The following is a 23,467-nucleotide window of genomic DNA, read 5'->3' as shown; positions in this document are numbered from 1 at the left end:
TCTATTTAAACGATTTATGCGGTTGGGTACCGAACAGTACCGCTAATACAACCAGAATCAATACACTATACTCTACCCCGTTGGTTCCGTGCCCCACTACAAACCAACCATTTTTAAGATGTACCATAAAAATACCCGCGCCTATTATGATGGCATGAAAAGCAACACAATACCGAACAAAGTAACCGAAGGCCAACAATGCACCGCTTAGTATTTCGCCTGTGGTAATAACCATGGCTATCCAAAACCCAAACGGCAAACCCTGGCTTTCCAGGAAACTACCAAAACCCGGAACCGACCAATAGTATAAACGCGCTACTCCGTGGGTGATAAAAATTAAACCCATAACGATGCGTAAAAGCATCAATACATTTTTTTGGTTTGCCATCATATAAGTGAAAGTAAAGCATAGCAAAACCAAATCAAAAAGGCACTGACCACTAATCCTTAAAATATCAAACGATTGCAAACAATCTGGTAGAAAGGTTAGCTGACAATTATCAAGCCGGGCATTGCTTATTGTCAGCACATGATTTTCAGGAACGCTGTAATTTGATACTGACAAAAAAGAACAAACCATGCTACCCCGCATTAAATTTTCAACATCAATTGCCGTCTGTTTACTTGCGCTTTCAGGCGCAGTAACACTGTGCGCCCAACCGCGCGAAGTAACCGACAATAACCAGGTGTGGTTTGGTTATATGACTTCCACACGGATCAACGCTAACTACTCCATCTGGAACGATTTCCATTACGTGCCTGAGGGTTTTCTGGTATTGCGCACCGGCCTAACAAGGCACTACAAGCATACAGCCATTACCGCAGGTTACGGTCACCTGTGGTTACCTTTGAGCCAGGCAAACCCGGTACTAAAGCGAAACGAGCAAAGGCCGTGGGCGCAGGTACAATTTAATCTGCCGATCAGCGAGCGGTATTCATTGCTGCAACGTGTTCGCTACGATGGCCGCTTTCGGCAGCATGTTAAAGACGGTGAGCTGACGAATGATTATAGTTTTACGAACCGCCTTCGGTTTTTTATGAGTGTTAAACGAACTTTAGGCTATACGGAAGGAAAAAAAACAATACCCTATGTTACCATTAGTGACGAAGTGCTCTTGAACTTTGGAAAGGATATTACCTGGAACACCTTTGATCAAAACCGTATATCTCTTATGCTGGGCATCCAACGGGGAAACATCCAGGTGCAAAGCGGTTATATGAACAGGTTTGTACAAACCGGCTCTGCGCACTTCAACCAGAACCATATGTTTGTGGTGTGGGTATTCCATAAATTCAAATTAGAAACCGGAAAGGCGCGTGTCCAGCGGCAGGAAATTATGCACAATTGATGTACTGAAATTTGAAAATCAAAAAAGCTAAAGTACATTAGGGTAACCTATGCCTGATCGTTTTCCCGCAAGTTGCCCGGTAATGATATTCTTAATCGGGCTGGCTTTAACGGTATCTATAGTAGCCACCGCCCAGGAAAGAGTCTTAGATTTTAAAAGTTCCCTTGTACTCCAACCGAACCATACCCTTGATGTGACCGAAACCATCACGGTACACTCATCGGGCATTAGCATCAAGCGTGGTATTTTCCGGACACTCTCCATAAATGAAACCAATCTTAACTACCAGGTGCTTGGCTGCACACGAAATGGATCAGAAGAACCTTATGTCATCGACCGGAACAACACCTCATTATCCATTCAAATCGGCAGTAGTGATCTGTTAAAACCGGGTGAACATACCTACGTCATCCGTTACCGGGTTTACCGAAAACCTAATTCGTTCCAACCGCTTCAATGGCCTGTAACAGGTAATTGGAGCCTGGCCATGGATCACCTTGAAGCTGAAGTAATTGCTACCGATGGAAAACTATCTGCATTTAACGTCACGCTAAATGGTCAGTTGGGTTGTAACTGTTCAGTTGAATCAAAGAATGATAATTCTTATCGTATGGCCGTACACGGTGGGCTAAAGCCAGGTGATGATTTAACCTTGCAAGTGAACTGGGAAACCGATGCGAACCCAACCCGTAGTTGGGAAAATACCGAACGTATCCTTTCTTTTAAAAGCCTGCTGCAGGTACATGACGACCGAACCCTTACGGTAACTGAGAAAATTAACGTTCAGTCCAAAGGTGTAAACATAATACATGGAATTTACAGAGAGTTATTGCCTCAGGCAGATCTGGGAGGTTACGAAGTGCTGACCGTGTTGCGTAATAACCAACCGGAACATTACCAGGTAGAAAACATGGGCAAAAAATTTAAAATAAGAATTGGTCATGAAAATATTTTTTTAGAACCCGGGGTGCATCAATACCTGATTCGGTATAATGTTGAACGGGAAGTCCATACCCGGTTAGATTTTCACTTTGTTTACTGGAATGTAACGGGTAACGATTGGAAATTTCCTATCGACACTGTTGAAGCCACCATCATAATTCCTTCAAAAGGGTTTATCTCCTTTGATGGCTATTCAGGAAAGCGCGGAAGCAAACAATGTGAGGGTTGTGTAATCGGTCTACTGAATGATACTACCTACCACGTTCAATCGGTAACCACACTTCCACCCGGTTCAGGATTAACGATACTAACCAAATGGAAACATAACCTGAAATTTTCAGCGGTTATCACCAACAGTATGCATGACTACGTAATCACTTTAGGTTGGATTATTATTATTGCATTAATGGTTTTCTTGCTTGAGCGATCGCGAAGGCATGTTAAAACAGAAGAGCAGAAACTACAACCCCGTGATATTAACCCCGATGATTATTCGCCAGCGTTACTTACTACGCTGGCCAGCAAGTATATTATAACGGAGCACCGTATGAAGGCTTTATTGTCGTCCTTATTCAATCTGTCGATGAAAGGTTATCTTGAAGTTGAAGAGGGTTCATCAAAACGGAGGAGTATTGTTCGTGCCAAAGAGAATACTGAGCCTGTTTATGAAGAGGACGCAGAATTGTTCAAACTATTGTTTAAGGAGGATACTTCGTTTGAATTTTCAAAGAGGAAATCACATAAGGTGCAACGCCTGCTAAGCGATTTCATTTCCTTTATGGAAACCCACTATAACATGGAACAATTTATCCGTAACAATTATGGCAAAGTTATTGGCCCGTTCCTGCTTTATTTAGCTGCTATACTGCTCACCGTTGTACTCCATTCAGGTGCTGAGCGGTGGATACTACTCGCACCGATACTTGGTTCCGGAATGTTTCCTGCCTTGGCAGAAAGTTTACGACATATGTTTCTTCACGAAAGGGAATTGTTCCACCAGGCCAACTGGCTGCACATATTTTGGATAATGGTTTGTGCCGGGCTTTCCATTGGGGTGTTCATTCTTTTCAATTACCTCGACATGGCCAGGCCGGTAAACCTTGTTTTGTTTGCGGCCGCTCCCTACCTTTTAACCTACTACTATTACACCATGCGGGTAAAAACTTCAGAAGGAATGGCCGTGCTTAATTATATAAGAGAGCAGGGCACTACTGCCAAACGGTTAATGAAACAAAAGTCATTTGCAGAAGATGATGTTAACTGGCTCAAAAACAACCTGCCCTTCCTGCAAGCCTACGGTATTAAACCCAATATGCTGGATAAACAACTTGGCGTATTGGATAAGAATTTATCAGCAGCGATGGAAGAGTTCTATCGTACAGTCAGGGCTGCAAGTACCATCAGTATTTCTGCCAGTTCATCGTCCTCCAGCGGATCATCCGGAGGTGGTGGCGGTGGCGGAGGTGGTGGCGGCTGGTAAACTTTCAATGATCGTAGCTGATCACACGGGAAATTTTCCATTGTTGATGCTCGAACTTCCACACATGAACAAACCGGAATGTTCCACAATCTTCTTTTCCATTTTCCATATGGCAAAATCTATGCGAGCCTAGCTGAACGGCACCGTAATCACCTATCGGGTAAACTTCCATACTACCCGGTACCAATGTTCGGGTAAGTCCGAGTTTACGATCACAATTGCCTTTAATAGAATTAATAGTGTATGTATAATCCGTCAGACCTCCTTTATCGTGGTAAAACTCAAGGTCTTTCGTAAACATGGAACCAAATTTTTCAATGTCACAGGTATTGAGAGCCGAAAAAACGATGCTGTCCAACGATTCAATCTTCTTAAACAAATCATCAGAACGCTGAGCTGCTACAGCAAGTGAAACAGCCATCAGGAGTGGAGTCAGGTATAATTTCATAAGTGGCCATGAAGAATTTGTACTCCGGAAACGAAAAATGATGCCAACAAGAAATCCATCAATTCCACTCAATAGAAACAGAGAATATCAAATCAGTGTCCAGAAACGCATAGCTGGTTGTACAATAATGAACAACCCAATTGGCTATACATTACCGTTTTCATTTATTTTGAAAGAAAAAAATTATACGATAGTCCGGAATCATACCACCTATAGATTGCTTACTTCTATTTTCAGTATGTTCAGACAACGCCTTGGCCAATCTTTGGTCTGGCAAGGGCATGTGTGGATTGGGCACAGCGTTGGATGAACATACGGGGCCATACGGCCCTGGAGCGCAGTTATTTGAATCGTTTCTGATCCCATTTAGGTATGTTTGCGGATTATCAGAAAAAATTATGACCATTGACCCAAAATACAAACCCATACTCCTTGAGGCTTTGGAGGAAATGATGTACAAACTATCCCTTCAACTGGCCGAATTAAAAGGCGGACCGCTGACGCCTGAACGCAAGAAATTAACAGCTAAACAAAATTCAGTGGAAGAATTGCAACACCTGATCTCTGCAATGAAGTGATGTTTTATCAGGACAACTATTCAACAACAGGTTTACCTGATTCTTTCCATGCTTTAAAGCCACCATCCATATGGGCAACATTTTCGTAACCCATTTGCTTTAAGGTGGCAGTAGCCAGGGCTGAACGTCCACCCGAAGCACAATGCAGGATGATTCGCTTGCTCTTGTCGAATTCGGGTTTATAATATGGCATCGAAGGATCGGCATAAAATTCAAGCATACCGCGTGGTGCATGCACGGCACCAGCAATTTTACCACTCTGCTTAAGCTCCTCAGCCTCCCGAATATCGATTAATATGGCATTACCTTTTGCCAACTCTTCCTGCACTTGTTGTGGCGTCAGGTTTTCAATCTGCGCCTTTGCTGCCTTCACCATTTCTGTTGCCGTTTTTGGCGAAGGATTGGATTGTGCGTTTACCATATTCGGGAAAATAATTCCGGAAACAAACAGTAAACAAATGTTGATTTTTTCAATGCTGTTTTTCATGCTTTAGTCCTCCTGGGTTTGGTTCGGTAAATAAATTTACCGCTAATTCATATACCGTTTGATAATACCCGGTTTTTTTAAAATTACCGAGTTTTTGTTGCTGTAAAGGCATTATAAAAGGTCAATGCCAAAACCTGACTGAACCGATCAGATTGTTTCCTATCTTTAACCAACACCAATGTTGCTATTGTATGGTCGATTCACCCTTTCTTAAAAACAATCCCAACCTGTATGTTTTTTTACCCCTACTTTATACGGTTTGGTCCGATGCTGTACTTACGCCCAGTGAAGTTTCAACACTGGAAGGACTGATCAACAGCCAGGCGTGGCTTAATGATGATGAACGTAAATTTTTATTAAGCCAGCTTGATCCTTCATCTCCCCCATCACCCGATCAATTGATGGACTGGCGGGCAGAAATCAAAAAAGTAGCCGGGCAAACCGGCACGAAAGATAGCCTTGTGGACCTGGGTATTCGGCTGGCAGGCTTATACGGAAACGGAAGTGTTGCCGATACGTTGATAAAAGCAAAACCATCGTTGGCTAACATCGAGGCTACCTTAGGTTTTATCAGTCATGAAATGGTGTACAATTTTAAGGATGTACACGAAACCATTACTTCGCAACAGGAAACAAAACACAATTTCGAAATTGATACCTTGGCCAGGTTGCTGGATGGCGATCAGGCAGAAATTATTAGGAAAGTAAAAACACTTATTTCCGATCCGGAATTTCAATACATCGATCCGGGAGATTTGGGTAAATACCGGGCACAAGTTTTAACCTGGTTAACGTATCTAGCCGAACAAGGCTATGGCGCAATGGCCTATCCAAAAACGTATGGTGGGCAAGATGACATGAAGGCCTACTTTACCATTATGGAAACATTAAGCTACCATGACCTTAGCCTGGTGGTAAAGTTTGGAGTACAGTTCGGCTTGTGGGGCATGAGCGTTTATTTTCTGGGCACCGAAAAGCATCATAAAAAATATTTGAAAGACATCGGCTCGCTGGAACTGCCCGGTTGTTTCGCCATGACGGAAACCAATCATGGATCGAATGTAAAAGGTATTGAAACCACGGCTACCTACAATCACGTCACAAAAACATTTACCATTCATACACCAAACGAATACGCACGCAAAGAATACATTGGCAATGCTGCGTTGCACGGGCAGATGGCCACCGTATTTGCAAAACTTATTCTTGATGGCAAGGATTATGGCGTAAGTGCCTTTGTTGTTCCCTTACGGGATAAGAATGGAAAACTGGAAAAAGGTGTAACCATTGAAGACTGTGGCAGAAAAATGGGACTGAATGGTGTTGATAACGGCATCATCTATTTCAACAATGTGGTTATCCCCAAAGAAAATATGCTCGACCGGTTTGCCGGAGTAAGCGAAGAGGGAAAATTTACCAGCCCTATCTCTAGCGACAACCGCAGGTTCTTTACTATGTTGGGTACATTAGTTGGCGGACGCATTGGCATACCACGTTCAGGAGTAGCCGCGTGTAAATCAGGGTTAACCATTGCTGTTCGGTATGGCGACCAGCGCAGGCAGTTTGGGCCGGAAGGTGGAAGTGAAGTACCCATCCTGAACTATCGCACCCACCAGCGCAGGCTAATGCCTTTGTTGGCAAAAACGTACGCCCTTCATTTTTCATTGCAATACCTTACTGAACGGTTTTTACAACGCACCGAAAAAGAGATGCAGGAAATTGAAGCGCTTGCCGCGGGATTGAAAGCCTACACCACCTGGCACACTACTGAAACTCTACAAGAATGCCGTGAATGTTGTGGTGGAAAGGGTTACCTGTCTGAAAACAGGATTGATGCACTGAAAAACGATACCGATATCTATACCACTTTCGAAGGTGACAATACCGTGCTGATGCAACTGGTAGCAAAAAGCAGGCTTACCGAATTCAGGCAGGAATTCAGCAACATGAATGTATTTACAATCCTCAATTATGTTGCCGACCAGGCAAAGACCTCGATTACCGAAATGAACCCGTTGATTGTCCGTAATACCGATGATGATCATTTACTGGATTCTGAATTTCAACTCAATGCTTTTAAATACCGTGAGCGCGATATACTAACCTCTGCAGCCAAGCGTCTAAAGCGACACATCGATAGCGGTATGGACTCATTCGATGCGTTTAATGTGTGCCAGCACCATTTGGTAGAAGTGGCTTTCGCGTATGTAGAACGGATTGTACTGGAGCAATTCCAATTAACTGTTAAGAAAACTGAAGATAACGGCTGCCGTAGCGTGCTGAAAAAATTGTGCGACTTATATGCACTGGCACAACTCGATAAGTATAAAGGCTGGTACCTGGAACAAGGGTACATGGAAGCCGTAAAAACAAAAGCCATTCGGAAGATAGTCAATCAACTATGCTGGGAAATCCGGCAGGATGCCGTACCCCTGGTAAATGCTTTTAATATTCCAGATAGTAGTTTGAGTGCACCGATAGCCGTTAATCAATAACCAAACGTTTGCTTATGATTGCACGGGCCGATCGGAGTGTGACAATATAAATTCCCCTGGCCAGGGTGCTTGCAGGCAAAAGTTGAGTAGCCATTCCAGCATCGTCCGTAAAGGCTGTCACCGTGTACACTTGCTTTCCAAACGTATCGGTTAGCGTGAACAATAGAATCTCGGCCTTATCAAACCCGGTGGCACTCATCACCACTTCCTTTCCCAGGGAAGGGTTCGGGAATACAGAAAGAGCAGCAGCATCGTTGGCTGTATTGTTAATGGCCACGATACCAACATACTTAAAAGAACCATCAAAGTCGGTTTGTTTTAAGCGGTAATAAGAAACGCCTTTCAATGGGGTACGATCAACAGCAGAATAAGTAGTTCGCTGATGTGTGGTTCCTGAACCTTCAACACGGGCCAGTTCTGAATACAACTGTCCGTCTTTTGAGCGCTCAATTGTAAAGAAATTATTGTTAAGTTCAGAGGCCGTCACCCAGTCCAATAGTACAACTCCTTGTTTTAATTGAGCGGTGAAGCTTTCCAATTCAACCGGCAGCGGGTTGGTATCATCCAATGATGAGATTGTAAAGGGGCTAAATGAAGAAACCAACCCCAATGTACGAACTGTGCCCGTTGCCGGACTAACGCCTCCGGTTGTTGCTCCATTGCCCAGGTTATTCCATGAGCTACCATTCCATCGGGCAACGGCAAGCGTGGCCAGGTTGGCAATTGTTCCGGAGTAATCATCCCAACTTAAGGTCACAAAGGCATTGGGTGTTCCCGCTGTTCGGTCGAGCAACCAATACTCACCTGTGTTTACCCGGAAAAGGCTTACATCTTTTAATGAAGTATTATACCCGGCCCCGTTCGGGTCATTGTGAAAATATTCTGCACGGAAAGTTCCTACTGCGGATAGACTGGATATACCGATCGGGCGATAATAGCCATCCTTACCCACCGGAAAAGTAAAATTGGTATTACCCGCTTTGGCGACAGGCCCCTCTACAAAACTGTCGTTTGATGCCCCCGAAACACTTGAGCCCGCAGCCATGGTTAAAAGGTTGGCGTTGGTGGTGACCAGGTTTCCCTGGGTTAAGGTAAACACACCGTTTACGGTTATGGGTTGGTTTAGGATAACACCTGTGGAACCGGAATTATTGATTTCAAGCCTGGTGAATGTAGTGGAAACCGTTCCGCCAATCACCTGGTCATCCGAACCAGAAAACAAAACATTTGTATTCACATTTAGGGTTAACGTTCCACCATTGCGTGTCCAGCCGCCAGGTTGATTGATTTCTAATGTAAACGCGCCAACAGTGAGTATACCCGCGGTTAGGGTAAAAGTACCAACCGTAACATCGTTGGAAAGCGTTGATGTACCCGTACTAGAGCTGTTAAAAACAAAATCATTGTTAACGGTCAGTGCTCCATTAATTGTTCGAATCCGTGAAGCACCTCCTAAAGTAGCTGTAAGATTATTTTCAATATACACGCCATCTTCAAAATCGAAGTATGAATTCGCACCGGTGGACGTGGCCGCCAGGTTAAGATTATAGTAATCAACTGCGCGGATGGAATACTGAATATTATTTCCGGCTTGATTAAACACAACAGTACCACCGGTTAAGGAATAGTTGCCCGTCAATTCAGGGTAAGTTCCGTTAGCCGTTCTGCCAATCCGATATTCTGAATTATCTGTCATAACCAAATCGGCATTAGTGCCAGTAAGGGTATTTGTGCTCTGGTTAAAAATGGCATTGTCCTGAATAGTAAGAACACCGCCTGCGCTAATCGTTACATTTTGCCCCGGTGCAAACTGGGCATTATCTTGGACCAACAGGTTATTGTTAACCGTTACTGCAGCACCAGCTGTTTTTATACCAGCATTGGAGATAAAAAGGTTATTGTAGGTAGTACCCTTTACAATCTGCGCACCGCTACCATTGTAGTTAACGGTGTTGGGCGAAGAGGATGCCAGCAACGTACCGGTTGTCAAAACATCACCCGTAGTATTTAATACAGCGTTGGCAGCATTACCCCATACCGAGCTCGCGCTATTAACGCCTGTCAGGTTATTCAAATGGGTAATTGTACCCTGATTAGTAACCAGTGTAGCAGGGTTGATATTGATAACTGGCCCTACCGTTAAGTTCGAGCCAGTTGTGATTGTTTTGTTATTTGTTATGGTAATCGTTCCTGATCCGGTTATCGTGGAGGCTCCAAGGTTTCCACTAATTGTGGTACCTGACCCATTAAGTGTAAGCCCATTGGTACCCATAGCCAACGTGCCATGCACGGTTAGGTTTCCAGCCAGGGAAATCGTATTACTCATCGTTAATGTATTGGCCGCATTGATGGTTAGGTTACCACCAATGGTTAATGGTGCCGCTGAAGATGAGGCGCTCGTTCCGGCTACAGTCAAATTTCTGGTTATGCTCCAGGTGCCTGAGGTTGGGGCAATACGGCCAGTCCCAAATGTGGTAAGGTCATAGTTAACAGTGAGGTTTGCCGTTCCGTTTAGGGTAGCGCCATTAAGTATGTTTATGAAGTCTGCGGTGGCAGATCCATCTACTGTTACCGTATGGCCAGGATTAATATACACTATCGAAGAAGCAATAGGTGTACAGCCACAAGGATCACCACCATCTGTGAGTGACCATGTTTGATCTGCAACTATCGTCCATCTTCCACTTAAACGGGAGTAATAAGTAGCCACTAACGGTGTTGTGCTCTTATTTCTGGTACCTATTACAAACGTGTTATTCAGGTTCGCTACCGTTAATAATGTCCTTCTCCCTATCGGGCTGGTGGTTGTTCCGCCAGTGGCCAATGATGTTCCAACCCCATATGGAGGTCCGGCTAATGTTTCTAGTTTCAGGTCGGTTGTTGCTCCTGATGCAGAAAGCGCACTCATGGTAACATTCAAACTATAGATTCCCCCTGCAAGCGTAGTCGTTGAAATAACTGAGCGCATATCGGTAATACGTTGGATAGCATCGCCTTCATTGTCGGTATAGGCTACATCCGTGGCGGTGGTGGCGTCAATGTGCTGCACTGAAACATAACCCGCAGTTGTTGGATTGGTGGTAGCCACAATCTCAACAGGCCGGTAATAGATATCCGTACCTACCGGAAATAATCCATAGCGGCTAGGTCCGGCTAAGTCAATTGTTCCTACCGGCCAATATCGCCTGAACACGCCACCATAAGCAGTTCCACTGGTACGTGTTAGAAAGGAAGCAGCGCCATTGCCCAGCGTAAGCGTTCGGCCGTTTAAATTGATATTTCCGGTTGTCATGGTAAGGGTGTTGGTAATGGTCACGCTGCTGCTACCCTCAATTGTTAAAGGTCCCGTTGTATTTACTGTAACACTATAAAATGATTCTCCGGCAGTATTGGTTATGGTTTGAGTACCCGCGCCTGCAAATGTTACCGTAAAATTGCCAGCCAGGGTTGAGCCTGTATTGGTCCAGTTGGCGCGAACAGTAATGTTACCCGCTAAGGTTTTTATGCCTGGCCCAGCCAAGACTATGTTATGGTAATTGTTAGGAACTGTATTTAAACTTCGGATAGTTTGCGCTGCTGAGCCGTTAAAGGTTATGGTGCCACCGGTAATGTTATACGTGCCAGTGAACTCAGGCAATATTGTTGATAACTTGGCAAGGCGAAGGTCACCACCAGTGGCAATAAGATTGGCACTGCCCGAGGCCTGGCTCAACGTATTTGCACCAACATCAAAAATTCCGGAAGTCATCCGCAAGTTGCGGGTGTTGGTAATGGTAACATTTCCGGTTGCGGTAACAGAACCACCCGCAAACGTGTTATTGATTGTCAGATCATAAAAGGTTTCTCCCAGGGCCCCAGCAGGCGGGTTTAAGGTTTGATTGTTGGTACTGCCATTGAAAACAACGGTACTGGTGTTTTCTACAAATGATCCGCCCAGGTTATTATTCCAGTTGCCGGCAATATTAATGGTTCGTGCACCTGTGTTGGTATTAAAGGTAGAGCCATTGCTAATGGTAAGGTTACCACGGATAGTTGTTGTAGCCGCATTAATTCTTTTCACTGCAGCCCCACTAATGATCAAATGGTGGTAGCTGCTTTGCGTGTTCATATTCCATGGGCCACCGGTTGCGGAACCAAACTCAACGGTATTACCTGTGGCGGTTGCTGTTAGGACAACATTATTAGGCCAATTTGCCGGAGGTGTATACAACAAATAAGCCGTGGATGAATTATTGATAAATGTACCCCTAATAAAATTAGACGAACTCAGAATGGAAATTCTGCCATTGTTTGTTGCAGTTCGTCTGTTCAAGTTAAATTGTCCGGTACTATTGAATTTAAGATCTGTCCCAACGAGTATAGTGACGTTATTCTGAATTCTCAGGTGAGCATTAGTGTTGGCCACGCTAAATGACCCAATACCACTCAGGGTTTGCCCGGCTGTTCTTCCAATTCGAAGATCTCCACCCCCGGTACCGTTTACGGTGCCATCCAATACCAAAGAGTTTAAGGTAATGTTATTCCCTCCGCTTATTGTTAAAACTCCGGTAAGTTCGATGGTGAGGTTGGAGATTGTGGTATTAGCTGAGTTATAGGTTACCGTGCGGCCGGCACATATAATAACATGGTCATTTGGCCCGGGCACTGTAGTTGCAGCAATGGTCGAAGCACAATTAACCGTTGTCCAGGTATCCGGGTTATTCCAGTTTCCATTTCCGCCCGGCCGCGCATAGTAGGTGGTTTGGGCAGTTACCTCGAAGAAAAAAAAGCCTGAAAAAAAGGCCGCAAGAAAAATTACCTTAAAAATAATCCTGGATGTTGATTGTAAAGCCATACTCACTCTCTATTTGCGCGTTTTAATCAATAAAAACCCCCAAAGGTAATCGGAAAATGCTGATTAATAATGTCTTGTGAGGTATTATTCGTTTTGCAGGGTCAAATCCCGTACAATATCGCGCATAGGCCTTATGGCATGCACATACTCAATTGAAGGCCCGGCACACCAAATGGTTTTGTAAGTAGCTTTTGAAGCGGCATTTTCAATAGCTTTAATTCCCCTTAGGGCAACGAACATCTTAACATACTTTTTCAACCATTTATTCTTAAGCATAATGCGTTCAAACCATGTTGCTTTTGTTCCTATCTGCTGAACATAAGGAGTATTGATAACCGTTAATGCCGATCCGGAAAGCTTGGTGGTCTGCACGATGTCTTTCTCACCATAGTCAACCAAAGCTTGCTTATATTCCGGTGTAACATCGGCCTCCTCCGAGGCGATAAAAATTGTGCCTACCGATACCCCGGCAGCACCCATAGCCAATGCCTCTTGCACATGTTGTGCAGTGGCAATTCCACCGGCAGCAATAATCGGTATCGAAATATTTGCCTTCAGTAAATCAATAAGTTCTTGAGGGGCAATTTTTCCGGTGTGCCCCCCTGCCCTGTTATTGATGGCAATAACCATATCCGCCCCAAGCGATTCAACCTTTCGGGCATACTCTAAATCAATTACATCGCAAAAAACTTTTATGCCCAATGGCTTACACACCGCAATGGTTTCCTTTGGATTGCCTAATGAAGTAATTACAAAAGCCGGTTTCAATTCAGCCACGGTTTTTAACTGTGTCTTAAACTTGTAGTTCGATTTATTGACGATAAGGTTAACACCAAACGGTTTATCGGTATAAGCCTTTATCTCAGCAATTGCCTCCCGCAATTCTTTATCGGTTCGGTAATTGAGGGCGGGGAATGCCGCTGTAACGCCACTGTCCAATGCTGCTTTCACCATTCTGGTATTGGAAATCAAAAACATGGGCGCCACAATAATCGGGTAATCAATGCCCAGCATTTTATCCAGCGTCAAGATGTTCATTCGCACTACGGGTTTAAACTACCAAGCTAACCTAAAATACCCAATCTTGTTAAGAAATTGTTACGCGAATCATCCCGTCATCAAAATTTCATTTTCAATGACTTTCGTCATGCCCTTTCATGATTAAAAAATGGTTTGTCATGAACGATTTAACAAGGCACTTTAAGGCAATCGAACTATCTTTATAAGCATTTAAAAAACAGCCTGCCATGAACGAGAGCATCCAGCAACTGACTGAAAAAATTTACCGGGAAGGCATCGAAAAAGCAGAAGCACAGGCGAAAGAAATCATCGATGACGCTACCCAAAAAGCCTGCGACCTGGTGGACCATGCTGAAGCCAAAGCAAAACAAATCATTGACAATGCAGAACGCAAAGCCACGGAAATGAAACTGAAGGCAGAAACGGAAATGAAACTCTCCGCACGCAATGCGTTGGTTAACCTCAAACAACAAATTACCAATGTCATCATCTACAAATTAACGCACGACACTGTAACCACGGCCGTGCAAGACACCGCATTTATGCAAACCCTGGTTAGCAAACTAATGGATTATTGGCTCACACACGTTGGCCGTGAAGAGCGCCTGCGGATACTGTTACCGGAAAATGAATACCAGCAATATCGGCAATACCTTGAGGAGCGCGCAGCCACTTTATTGAAAACAGGCATTAGTATAGAATTTAACGGAGCCATCAAGCATGGCTTCCAGGTGGATGCCGTTGACCAGGGCTTTAAGGTAAACTTCACTGATGAAGATTTTGAACATTACTTTAGTTCGTTCGCCCGGCCGCGCATTTACAAATTATTGTTCGGAAAAGAAGACTGATCATGCGCCAGGGGTATTACTATCTCATCACCTCGCTTCCCGAGCTTAACCTAACCGATAAAAATCCGGTGTACGATTTACTGCGCTTCCGTGAATTCATTTGGGATGAACTGACACCGCACGATAAGGAATTGTTCAGTGTGCTATTCTATCTATACGACATTGAAAATTTGGTAAAACTGATAAAAGAGACCAATACCCGTTGGCATCCCTTCGGCAATTTTTCACAAGAAGATTTAACCAACATATTAAAAATGCCGGATGGGCTACCTGAATTTCTCCAAAACTTTATAGCTGATACCCGAAAACTTTGGGAACGCGCCAGTGCAAAAAAATTAATCAACCTGGCCACCACCTATTTCATCGGCTGGTCACAACATGTTCCTAACGCTTTCTTAAAAAAGTGGTTATACTTCGATCAGAATTTGAAGAACCTGCTCATTTGGTTGAACTGCCATAAATTCGGATTAAATCCTGAAGAAGAAGTTCTAGGCAATCATTATGAAGCCCAATACCTGCGCAGTGTTAAACCGGACGCCATCGATTTACACGCCTGGGATTTTCAATTCAGGGAAGTACTTCGGCATTACGACAACCCCGACATTGCCTTGCGCGAATCGATCATCAATGAAATGCGCTGGCACTACCTGGGTGAAATATCGTCAACAACGTTTGGTATTGAGCGACTGCTGGCTTATGCCATCAAACTGCAATTGATTAACCGCAACTTTACAGACACCGAACTAAGCGGGCAGCAACGGCTCGGTGCCTTACTGGATTCCGTAACCAAAAATTACCGGGTTCCTGAAAATTTTTAATGCATGAACGATGTAAAACATAAAGCAGGAAAAGTAACGGGCATTATTGCCAACCTGGTAATTGTTGCAAGCCATGAACCGGTTGCACAAAATGAAATATGCTTTATAACCGTAGGCGAAGAGCGATTGCTGGGCGAAGTGATCAAAATTATCCATGGCGATATTTTCGTTCAGTGTTTTGAAAGCACCCGGGGCCTGAAAGTGGGTAACCTGGTTGAGTTTACCGGTGAAATGCTGGAGATAACGCTCGGCCCCGGCATGTTGTCAAAAATCTATGACGGCCTCCAAAATGATCTTGACCAATTCGAATCATTGTTTATACAACGCGGGCAATACAGTGCAGCACTTAACAGTAACATACAATGGTTTTTTAAACCCTTGGCGAAAGCAGGTGATCGTGTGCAAGCATCGGACTGGCTAGGTGAAGTAAATGAAAATGCCGTTACCCACCGCATTATGGTACCCTTTAAAGTGGACGGGCAATATACTGTCAAGTCTATTGTGCCTGAAGGGGAATATTCCGTTACCGATGTTGTTGCTGTATTGGTCAACAGTGCCAATAAAAAAATCGAAGTTACCATGGCACAGCGATGGCCCATCAAGCGACCGATAAGATCGTATGCTGAAAAAGTTAGGCCATTTGCCTTGTTGGAAACCGGAGTGCGCGTGATCGACACGCTTATTCCACTGGCCGAGGGCGGAACAGGATTTATACCCGGGCCCTTTGGTACCGGTAAAACGGTGTTGCAGCACGCTATTGCAAAGCAAGCTACAGCCGATGTAATTATTTATGCAGCGTGTGGCGAACGCGCCAACGAAATCGTTGATGTGTTTACCGAATTTCCCGAACTGGACGATCCGCATACGGGGCGTAAACTCATGGAACGCACCATTATTATCGCCAACACATCCAACATGCCGGTGGCAGCACGCGAGACTTCTGTGTACACCGCCATGACTATAGCGGAGTACTATCGGAACATGGGTTTAAAAGTTTTGATATTAGCCGACTCCACTTCACGCTGGGCACAGGCGTTGAGGGAGATGAGCAACCGGCTGGAGGAACTGCCCGGCCCGGATGCTTTTCCAATGGACCTTACTGCCGTCATCGCCAACTTCTACGCTCGGGCAGGGTATGTTTCGTTAAATAATGGCGAATCCGGCTCCATAACTTTCCTGGGAACTGTATCGCCCAGTGGTGGTAACCTGAAGGAGCCGGTAACGGAAGCCACAAAAAAAGCTGCCCGATGTTTCTATGCCTTATCGCAAAAGCGTGCCGACCAAAAGCGCTATCCTGCAGTTGACCCCACAGAGAGTTACTCCAAATACCTGGAGTACCCGGAGATGCAGAGCTATTTACACGAGCACATCTCTACACGATGGACACAACAAGTAACCAAGGCAAAAGATATTTTACTGCGCGGCCGCGAGGTACGCGACCAGATAAACATTTTAGGCGATGATGGCGTGCCGTTAGATTACCATGTGCAATTCTGGAAAGCGGAAATCATCGACTTCATCATCCTTCAGCAAGATGCGTTTGATGCCATCGATGCCATGACACCCCTGCCCCGGCAACGCTACATGCTGGAGCTGGTATTACAGATCAACAGTATGGATTTCAAATTCAACACCTTTGAAGAAGTATCCGCTTACTTCAAACGGATCATCAACATACTCAAACAATTGAACTATAGCGAATTTGAAAGTGAAGAATTTAATACCAAACTAAAGTCGTTCAAGAAATTAATTAATGAAAAAAGAATTTCCTGATGGAATCGAAAGCCTTTCAAAAGATATTCTATAAAGTATCCCGCATCAACAAAGCCACCTGCGAGCTTCACAGCAACATGGCCGGTTATGATGAAATGGCGGTTGTACACGGAAGGCTTGCGCAGGTAGTTAAGATTATTGGCGATAAGGTTACCCTCCAGGTTTTCTCCGGCACCGATGGCATACCCACCAATGCCGAAGTAATGTTTACCGGAAGCCCGCCCCAATTAAAAGTTTCAACCGAATTGGCCGGGAGGTTCTTCAACGCATACGGTAAGCCGATTGATGATGGGCCGGAAGTGGAAGGAGAAAACCGACCACTGGGTGGCCCCACTGTAAACCCCACACGCAGAAAAAGACCTTCTGAGCTAATCCGCACCGGCATTGCCGGTATCGACCTGAACAATACCATTGTAACGGGACAGAAGATACCCTTCTTTGCCGATCCTGAACAACCTTACAATCAGGTAATGGCCGATGTAGCCTTACGCGCGAAGGCCGATCGAATTGTATTGGGTGGCATTGGCCTTACGCACGATGATTATCTCTTTTACAAAAATGTGTTCGAAAATGCCGGGGCACTGGACCGTATTGTTTCCTTTATTAACACTACAGAAGATCCCAGCATTGAACGGCTGCTGATACCCGATATGGCTTTAACTGCCGCGGAATATTTTGCCGTTGACCGGAACGAAAAAGTATTGGTCCTCCTTACCGACCTCACGTTGTATTGCGATGCCCTCAGTATTGTAAGCAACAACATGGACCAGATTTCATCAAAAGACAATATGCCAGCTTCGCTTTACAGTGACCTGGCACGGCTCTACGAAAAGGCCGTGCAGTTTCCGCAGGGTGGCTCAATTACCATCATTGCCGTTACAACCCTTTCCGGTGGAGACATTACCCATGCCATACCGGACAATACCGGTTATATCACTGAGGGGCAATTGTTTTTACGCAGGGACTCAGAAATCGGAAAAACTATTGTCGATCCGTTCAGGAGCCTTTCCCGGCTTAAGCAACTTGTTATCGGTAAGAAAACCCGCGAAGACCATCCACAGGTAATGAATGCTGCCGTTCGCCTGTACTCCGATGCCGCAAACGCACGCACCAAACTTGAAAATGGTTTTGACCTGAGTGATTACGATAAACGTTGTTTGAATTATGCCAGAGAATACAGTAAAAAACTGTTGGCCATTGATGTGAACATCGACATTGAAAAAATGCTGGACATTAGTTGGGAACTCTTCAGTACATATTTTTCGCAAGAAGAAGTAGCCATTAAACAAGAGCTTACCGAACGTTATTGGCCAACTAAAATTTAATATGGCCCTGAGTTTTAAATACAACAAGAGTGCACTTTACGAGTTGGGTGAACAGCTCAAAATCAGGGAGAAAGCTTTGCCTACTTTGAAAAGCAAAGAATCGGCTTTGCGGATGGAGATTAAGCGACTAAAAAAAATCGCGGTTGAGTATGAAGAAAAACTAAGCTTCAGGAAGGAAGAAGTGAAAAACCTTGCGCGCTTATGGGTTGAATTTGAAGAAGGGCTGGTTTCAATAAAATCGGCTATTTATAAAAAAAAGGCTATAGCAGGAGTAAAAATTCCTGTACTGGATACATTCGAATTTGAAGTCCGGGAAATCAGTCAGTACCATAAACCCGATTGGTTCTTAGATGGCATCCACATCCTGAAAGAACTGACCGAACTGAGTTTACTGCGTGAAGTTTCACATCGGGCAACCCACATTCTTGAACTGGCACGAAAGAAAACAACCCAAAAAGTTAACCTGTACGAAAAAGTTCAGATTCCCGAATACCAGGAAGCCATCCGAAAAATTAAGCGCTTTCTGGAAGATGAGGAAAACCTGAGCAAAGCAGCCCAAAAAATTTTAAAACAAAGAAAGGAGAAACAGGTAGCCTTATGATTGTACCCATGATCAAATATGGCCTGCTCGTGCATCACCAGGATAAGGATGCCTTCATGGATAAACTCATGGACCTTGGGCTGGTGCATATCCACACACAGCAAACCGAGGAAGATGCCACAACGCATGAACTGTCTTCCATTATTCGCGAAACGGAAGAAGCCATCCGAAGATTTAAACAACGTAAAGTTAAAGTTCTGGAATACAGCCCTACAGAAACCGAACCTACATTGTCAGAAATCGGGGCTATGGAAAAGGAACTGGAGCGCACCACTAATGAGGTAGAAGCACTGGCTATTGAAATAAAACTACTTAAACCGTGGGGGAATTTCAATCGTACTGAACTGAAACGATTGGAAACAACCACTGGTTTTGAAGTAAAATTTTTTGAATATCCACAACGCCATTTTGAACAAAAATGGTTAAATCAATACCACCTGCAGGTGGTAAACAAAATTGGTGGCAACCTCTATTTCATAATCTTTCGAAAGCCCGGGCAGGAATTACCCATTTCGCCTGTTGCCTTGCCTGAAGAATCACTGGATGAGCTTATTAAGCTGCAACACAAGGCAAAGGAAAAAGTAAAGCACCTTAACCGAAAGCTGGATTATTATGCCTCCAGCCTGAGCAATGTTTTGAATCAACGCCTGGCTGAAGCAAAGGACAAACTTAGTTATCACCTGGCCAATACGTCAGCCAGCGCGGTGCACGATGGTGGTCTTTGGTTGATTGAAGCATGGTGCCCGGCAGAAGTTGAAAAGAAACTAATACTTTTCCTGAACCGTTCACAAACAGTATTCGTGAAATCAGCACCGCAACCTGGCGAAGCACCCCCAGTTCTGCTTCGCAATAACAGCTTTGCCAGGCTTTTTGAACCTATTGGTGCATTGTTCTCACTTCCAAACTACTACGAACTTGATTTAACCGTGTTGTTTGCACCCTTTTTCCTTCTCTTCTTTGGATTATGCCTGGGAGATGCCGGCTACGGCCTGATTATTCTGGTGTTGGCTACAATACTTAAACTTCGTGTTAACCAGGCCAACAGAAATTACTATACCCTTGGACAATTGTTCGGGCTCGCAACCATAGTAGCAGGTATTGTATCCGGAACTTTTTTCGGCATTGAACTCATTAACCTTCCTGCTGCAACGCAACTGAGTTCAGTATTTCTTAACCAGGATCAACTCTTTAACCTTGCACTGGCCATAGGTTTTATCCAAATTATTTTTGGCATGGGTGTGCAGGCCTATAAGCAATGGAAATTTAAAGGCTTTGTGCATTCCATTTCGCGTATCGCGTGGATTATTCTGCTGCTATGCCTGGTCGACATGTATGTGATGAAATTGATGCCTGCAATTACCCACGTAACATTATGGGTTTCACTGGGTGGGATCGTGCTTTTTGGTGCCCCTGAAAAAGGATGGCTTAAATCATTGGGCATGGGCCTGGCCGATCTTTACAATATTACAGGCGTATTGGGTGACCTGCTCAGTTACATAAGGTTATTTGCCCTAGGGGTGGCGAGTGCTATACTTGGTTTGGTGGTTAACAGCATTGCGCTATCCATGAAAGACGTCCCGTACGGTGGTTACATTTTATTTATTGTTGTGTTACTCATTGGCCATACCATTAACTTTTTACTCTCAACATTAAGTGCTTTCGTGCATCCCATGCGCCTCACCTTCGTTGAATTTTACAAGAACAGCGGCTTTATAGGCGGTGGTAAACCCTTCCGGGCATTTCGTAAGCAATCAATTCATTCTGTTAAAACATAAAACAACTATTATGGAAATCACATTAGCGTATTTCGGACTCGGCCTGATGGTATTCCTTTCAGGGATAGGCAGTGCCATTGGTGTAAGCATCGGTGGTCAATCCACCATTGGTGCATTAAAACGCAAAGACGATGCCTTTGGCAATTACATGTTGCTAAGTGCACTACCCAGCACGCAAGGATTGTACGGGTTTGCCAGTTTTTATACCATCAATGCATCGGGCATCCTTACCGATGGCATTACCATGCTGCAAGGCGCGGCAATATTAGGCGCAGGTATTATGATGGGCGGAGTTGGATTAATCAGTGCTATCCAGCAAGGTAAAGTTTGCGGTAACGGTATTAATGCCATAGCGGGTGGGCACGATGTATTCGGCAAAACATTGATCCTGGCCGTATTTCCGGAACTCTACGCAATCATTGCTTTTGCAGCTACATTTTTGATTAATGCATCCCTCTGATTTCAGAATTGCAAAACCTTGCAGCGTACAGTTAAAAGTTGCTTTGTTTCTTTCCAGGTTGGAAAAGCATCGGTCTCGTAAGTTAGTGTTCTGATTTCTTCGGCCAAATCATTACTTATCTTCATGACTTGCAGATGGGCACCTCTTTTTGCAAAGGCTTTTAATCCTTCTCACTTTTCCATTAGGTAATCGAATAGTGCAAGGTCCAGATACCACGCGGCTTCTTCTGCAAAAAATTTGGTTCTTTCAGTTGCCCAATAATCTTCATGGTATTATAAGAAAATGCAAAAATCTTCCAGTGAGATTTTAGCTTAATACTTGTAATGGTAACCATCATAACCTTAAAAATTAATTAACTAACTCGGCCAACTCCAGCCACCGGGCTGTCTTTTGTTCTATTGATTCAGTTGTTGTTTGTAATTGCTGCCCCAGTTCAACTAATTTACTATGATCGGAAATACCTGAGTTGATTTTAGCTTCCAATTCACGCTTCTGCGCCTCCAGTAAATCAATCTCCAACTGCAACTGCTCGTACTCCTGCCTCTCTTTATAGGAAATCTTTCTTACGGCCGATTGTTCAGTTCCTCCTTCACGCTTTTCCGATGACTTACGGGTTTTTATGGACTCTTGCTCATCTACCCAATCGCGGTAATCGGTATAGTTTCCAGTGAAGAACCTGATCTTGCCACCGCCTTCAAATACAAAAAGCTGATCGACCAGGTGATCCATAAAATACCGGTCATGCGAAATCAGCAACAAACATCCGGTAAATTTTTCAAGAAATTCTTCCAGCACATTTAACGTGTCGATATCAAAATCATTGGTGGGCTCATCCAAAATTAAAAAGTTAGGATTGGTCACCAGCATCTTTAGTAATTGCAATCTCTTTTTCTCTCCCCCGCTTAGCTTCTCCACATACGTATATTGCTTTTCGGGAGGAAATAAAAAATTATCGAGAAACTTCGATGCCGATACCTGCGATCCGTCTGATAAAGTAATAAACTCGGCAATCGATTTTACTTCTTCAATCACGCGGTTTGCGGGGTTCAGGTTCATTGAGTCCTGGGTGAAGTAGCCAAACTTGGTGGTAACACCTGGCAGCACTTCACCGGCATCGGGCTTAAGGCGCTGGGTAATTAAATTCAGGAAAGTGCTCTTCCCCACCCCGTTATTTCCTACCACTCCAATTCGATCGTGTTTCTTAAATACGTATGAAAAATTATCGACCATCGCCTTTCCATCGTAAGCTTTCGAAAGATGGTTGACTTCCAATATCTTTCCACCTTGCCGGGTTTCCTTGATATCGAGTTCCAATCGGTCTTTTCGTAAATCCTGCGAAGCCTTTTCTTTAAGTTCGTAAAAAGCCTCAATACGGTATTTTGCTTTTGTGCCCCGTGCTTTCGGCTGACGCCTCATCCATTCAAGCTCCTTCTTTAATAAATTTCGGGCTTTGGCTACTTCAGCTTTAAGCATTTCTTCACGTGCTGATTTTTTTTCCAGGAAGTATGCGTAATTGCCTTTATAGCGGAACAATTGTTGCCGGTCAAGCTCAACAATTTCGGTAGCCACTGCGTCCAGGAAATACCGGTCGTGTGTGACCATGATCAAAGTAATCTGTTGACCTGCAAGGTAGTTTTCCAACCATTCGATTGCCGAAAGATCAAGGTGATTGGTGGGTTCATCCATTATAATCAAATCAGGCTCGTTTAGCAGAAGCTGGGCGAGGAAAATACGCTTCTTCTGTCCTCCCGATAATGCTTTAAAGGGCTTATCCATGTCTGGGACACCCAACTTACCGGTAACTTCCTGCACTTTTGAATCATAATCCCATGCACTCAGTTCTTCCATTTTCTCCAGGGCAGCTTGCATACGTTCGGGCGCAACCTCCGGATGGTGCAGGCAGTCTTCATATTCCTTTACAGCGCGAGCCACATCGTTGCGGTCATTAAAAAGAATATCTTTCACCAATAAGTTTTCATTTACCGCGGGCTGTTGGGTAAGGTAACCAAGCCTGATACCCTCCCGGATCACAACCGTGCCGGAGTCCGGAGAGAGTTCACCTGTTAAAATCTTGAGCAAGGTTGATTTACCCACACCATTGTTACCCACAAAAGCAAGTTTTTCGCCTTGTGCTATACCCAAGGACAGGTCTTTAAAGAGCCATTTATCATTGAAAGATTTTGAAATGAGTTCAGCGGAGAGAAAATTCACAGATTACCCGATTATATAAGCCA

The 23,467-nt window shown here is 44.3% G+C and carries 17 protein-coding genes; 11 read left to right on the top strand and 6 right to left on the bottom strand.

Annotated elements, in window-relative coordinates:
• Window position 1: 1 nt before the first annotated feature.
• On the bottom strand, window positions 2–391 hold the full coding sequence (locus KIT51_10050; protein ID UYN85239.1) for a DoxX family protein: 390 nt from the start codon (window positions 389–391) through the stop codon (window positions 2–4).
• 187 nt (window positions 392–578) lie between these two features.
• Between KIT51_10050 and KIT51_10045 the strand changes: the two genes are divergently transcribed.
• Together KIT51_10045 and KIT51_10040 are read left to right on the top strand one after the other, a co-directional pair.
• Complete coding sequence (locus tag KIT51_10045; protein ID UYN85238.1) at window positions 579–1,349, top strand: DUF2490 domain-containing protein; 771 nt, start codon at window positions 579–581, stop codon at window positions 1,347–1,349.
• 49 nt (window positions 1,350–1,398) lie between these two features.
• On the top strand, window positions 1,399–3,771 hold the full coding sequence (locus KIT51_10040; protein ID UYN85237.1) for a DUF2207 domain-containing protein: 2,373 nt from the start codon (window positions 1,399–1,401) through the stop codon (window positions 3,769–3,771).
• A 4-nt stretch (window positions 3,772–3,775) separates the two neighbouring features.
• Here KIT51_10040 and KIT51_10035 read toward each other — a convergent pair whose 3' ends face one another.
• Entirely contained in the window at window positions 3,776–4,219 is a 444-nt protein-coding gene (locus KIT51_10035; protein UYN85236.1) for a nuclear transport factor 2 family protein, read from the bottom strand.
• Between the two features lie 254 nt (window positions 4,220–4,473).
• On the opposite strand from KIT51_10035, the gene KIT51_10030 reads away from it, so the two are divergent.
• Complete coding sequence (locus KIT51_10030) at window positions 4,474–4,797, top strand: hypothetical protein (protein UYN85235.1); 324 nt, start codon at window positions 4,474–4,476, stop codon at window positions 4,795–4,797.
• 16 nt (window positions 4,798–4,813) lie between these two features.
• Here KIT51_10030 and KIT51_10025 read toward each other — a convergent pair whose 3' ends face one another.
• Entirely contained in the window at window positions 4,814–5,284 is a 471-nt protein-coding gene (locus tag KIT51_10025) for a rhodanese-like domain-containing protein (protein ID UYN85234.1), read from the bottom strand.
• Between the two features lie 191 nt (window positions 5,285–5,475).
• Here KIT51_10025 and KIT51_10020 point away from each other — a divergent pair, with 191 nt between their 5' ends.
• The gene (locus tag KIT51_10020; GenBank protein UYN85233.1) at window positions 5,476–7,779 is read left to right on the top strand and encodes an acyl-CoA dehydrogenase family protein; all 2,304 of its coding nucleotides are present in this window, start codon (window positions 5,476–5,478) and stop codon (window positions 7,777–7,779) included.
• Here the strand turns inward: KIT51_10020 and KIT51_10015 are convergent.
• Window positions 7,769–12,613 (bottom strand): T9SS type A sorting domain-containing protein, encoded by a 4,845-nt coding sequence (locus KIT51_10015; GenBank protein ID UYN85232.1) that lies wholly within the window; start codon window positions 12,611–12,613, stop codon window positions 7,769–7,771. The genes KIT51_10020 and KIT51_10015 overlap by 11 nt on opposite strands.
• An 84-nt stretch (window positions 12,614–12,697) precedes the next feature.
• On the bottom strand, window positions 12,698–13,651 hold the full coding sequence (locus KIT51_10010; protein ID UYN85231.1) for a nitronate monooxygenase: 954 nt from the start codon (window positions 13,649–13,651) through the stop codon (window positions 12,698–12,700).
• 209 nt (window positions 13,652–13,860) lie between these two features.
• Here KIT51_10010 and KIT51_10005 point away from each other — a divergent pair, with 209 nt between their 5' ends.
• The 7 genes from KIT51_10005 to KIT51_09975 are packed head-to-tail and all read left to right on the top strand — an operon-like array spanning window position 13,861 to window position 21,233.
• Complete coding sequence (locus KIT51_10005) at window positions 13,861–14,481, top strand: hypothetical protein (GenBank protein ID UYN85230.1); 621 nt, start codon at window positions 13,861–13,863, stop codon at window positions 14,479–14,481.
• Between the two features lie 2 nt (window positions 14,482–14,483).
• The gene (locus KIT51_10000; GenBank protein ID UYN85229.1) at window positions 14,484–15,299 is read left to right on the top strand and encodes a DUF2764 family protein; all 816 of its coding nucleotides are present in this window, start codon (window positions 14,484–14,486) and stop codon (window positions 15,297–15,299) included.
• 3 nt (window positions 15,300–15,302) lie between these two features.
• Entirely contained in the window at window positions 15,303–17,072 is a 1,770-nt protein-coding gene (locus KIT51_09995) for a V-type ATP synthase subunit A (protein ID UYN85228.1), read from the top strand.
• Complete coding sequence (locus KIT51_09990) at window positions 17,072–18,397, top strand: V-type ATP synthase subunit B (GenBank protein UYN85227.1); 1,326 nt, start codon at window positions 17,072–17,074, stop codon at window positions 18,395–18,397. Before KIT51_09995 ends, KIT51_09990 begins: the two co-directional genes overlap by 1 nt.
• 1 nt (window position 18,398) lies before the next feature.
• Complete coding sequence (locus KIT51_09985; GenBank protein UYN85226.1) at window positions 18,399–18,998, top strand: V-type ATP synthase subunit D; 600 nt, start codon at window positions 18,399–18,401, stop codon at window positions 18,996–18,998.
• Window positions 18,995–20,773 carry a hypothetical protein gene (locus KIT51_09980; GenBank protein UYN85225.1) on the top strand — a complete coding sequence of 593 codons (1,779 nt, stop codon included), beginning with the start codon at window positions 18,995–18,997 and terminating at the stop codon, window positions 20,771–20,773. The genes KIT51_09985 and KIT51_09980 overlap by 4 nt, the downstream gene beginning before the upstream one ends.
• Window positions 20,774–20,783: 10 nt before the next feature.
• Window positions 20,784–21,233, top strand: coding sequence for an ATPase (locus KIT51_09975; GenBank protein ID UYN85224.1), 450 nt, complete (start codon window positions 20,784–20,786; stop codon window positions 21,231–21,233).
• A 348-nt stretch (window positions 21,234–21,581) separates the two neighbouring features.
• On the opposite strand, the gene KIT51_09970 is transcribed toward KIT51_09975, so the two are convergent.
• Window positions 21,582–23,444 (bottom strand): ABC-F family ATP-binding cassette domain-containing protein, encoded by a 1,863-nt coding sequence (locus tag KIT51_09970; protein UYN85223.1) that lies wholly within the window; start codon window positions 23,442–23,444, stop codon window positions 21,582–21,584.
• Window positions 23,445–23,467 lie beyond the last annotated feature (23 nt).

This window comes from Cyclobacteriaceae bacterium, assembly GCA_025808415.1.
GTDB lineage: Bacteria > Bacteroidota > Bacteroidia > Cytophagales > Cyclobacteriaceae > UBA2336.
The sequence above is the reverse complement of the archived record's forward strand: the minus strand, read 5'-3'. Positions and strand labels throughout refer to the sequence as shown.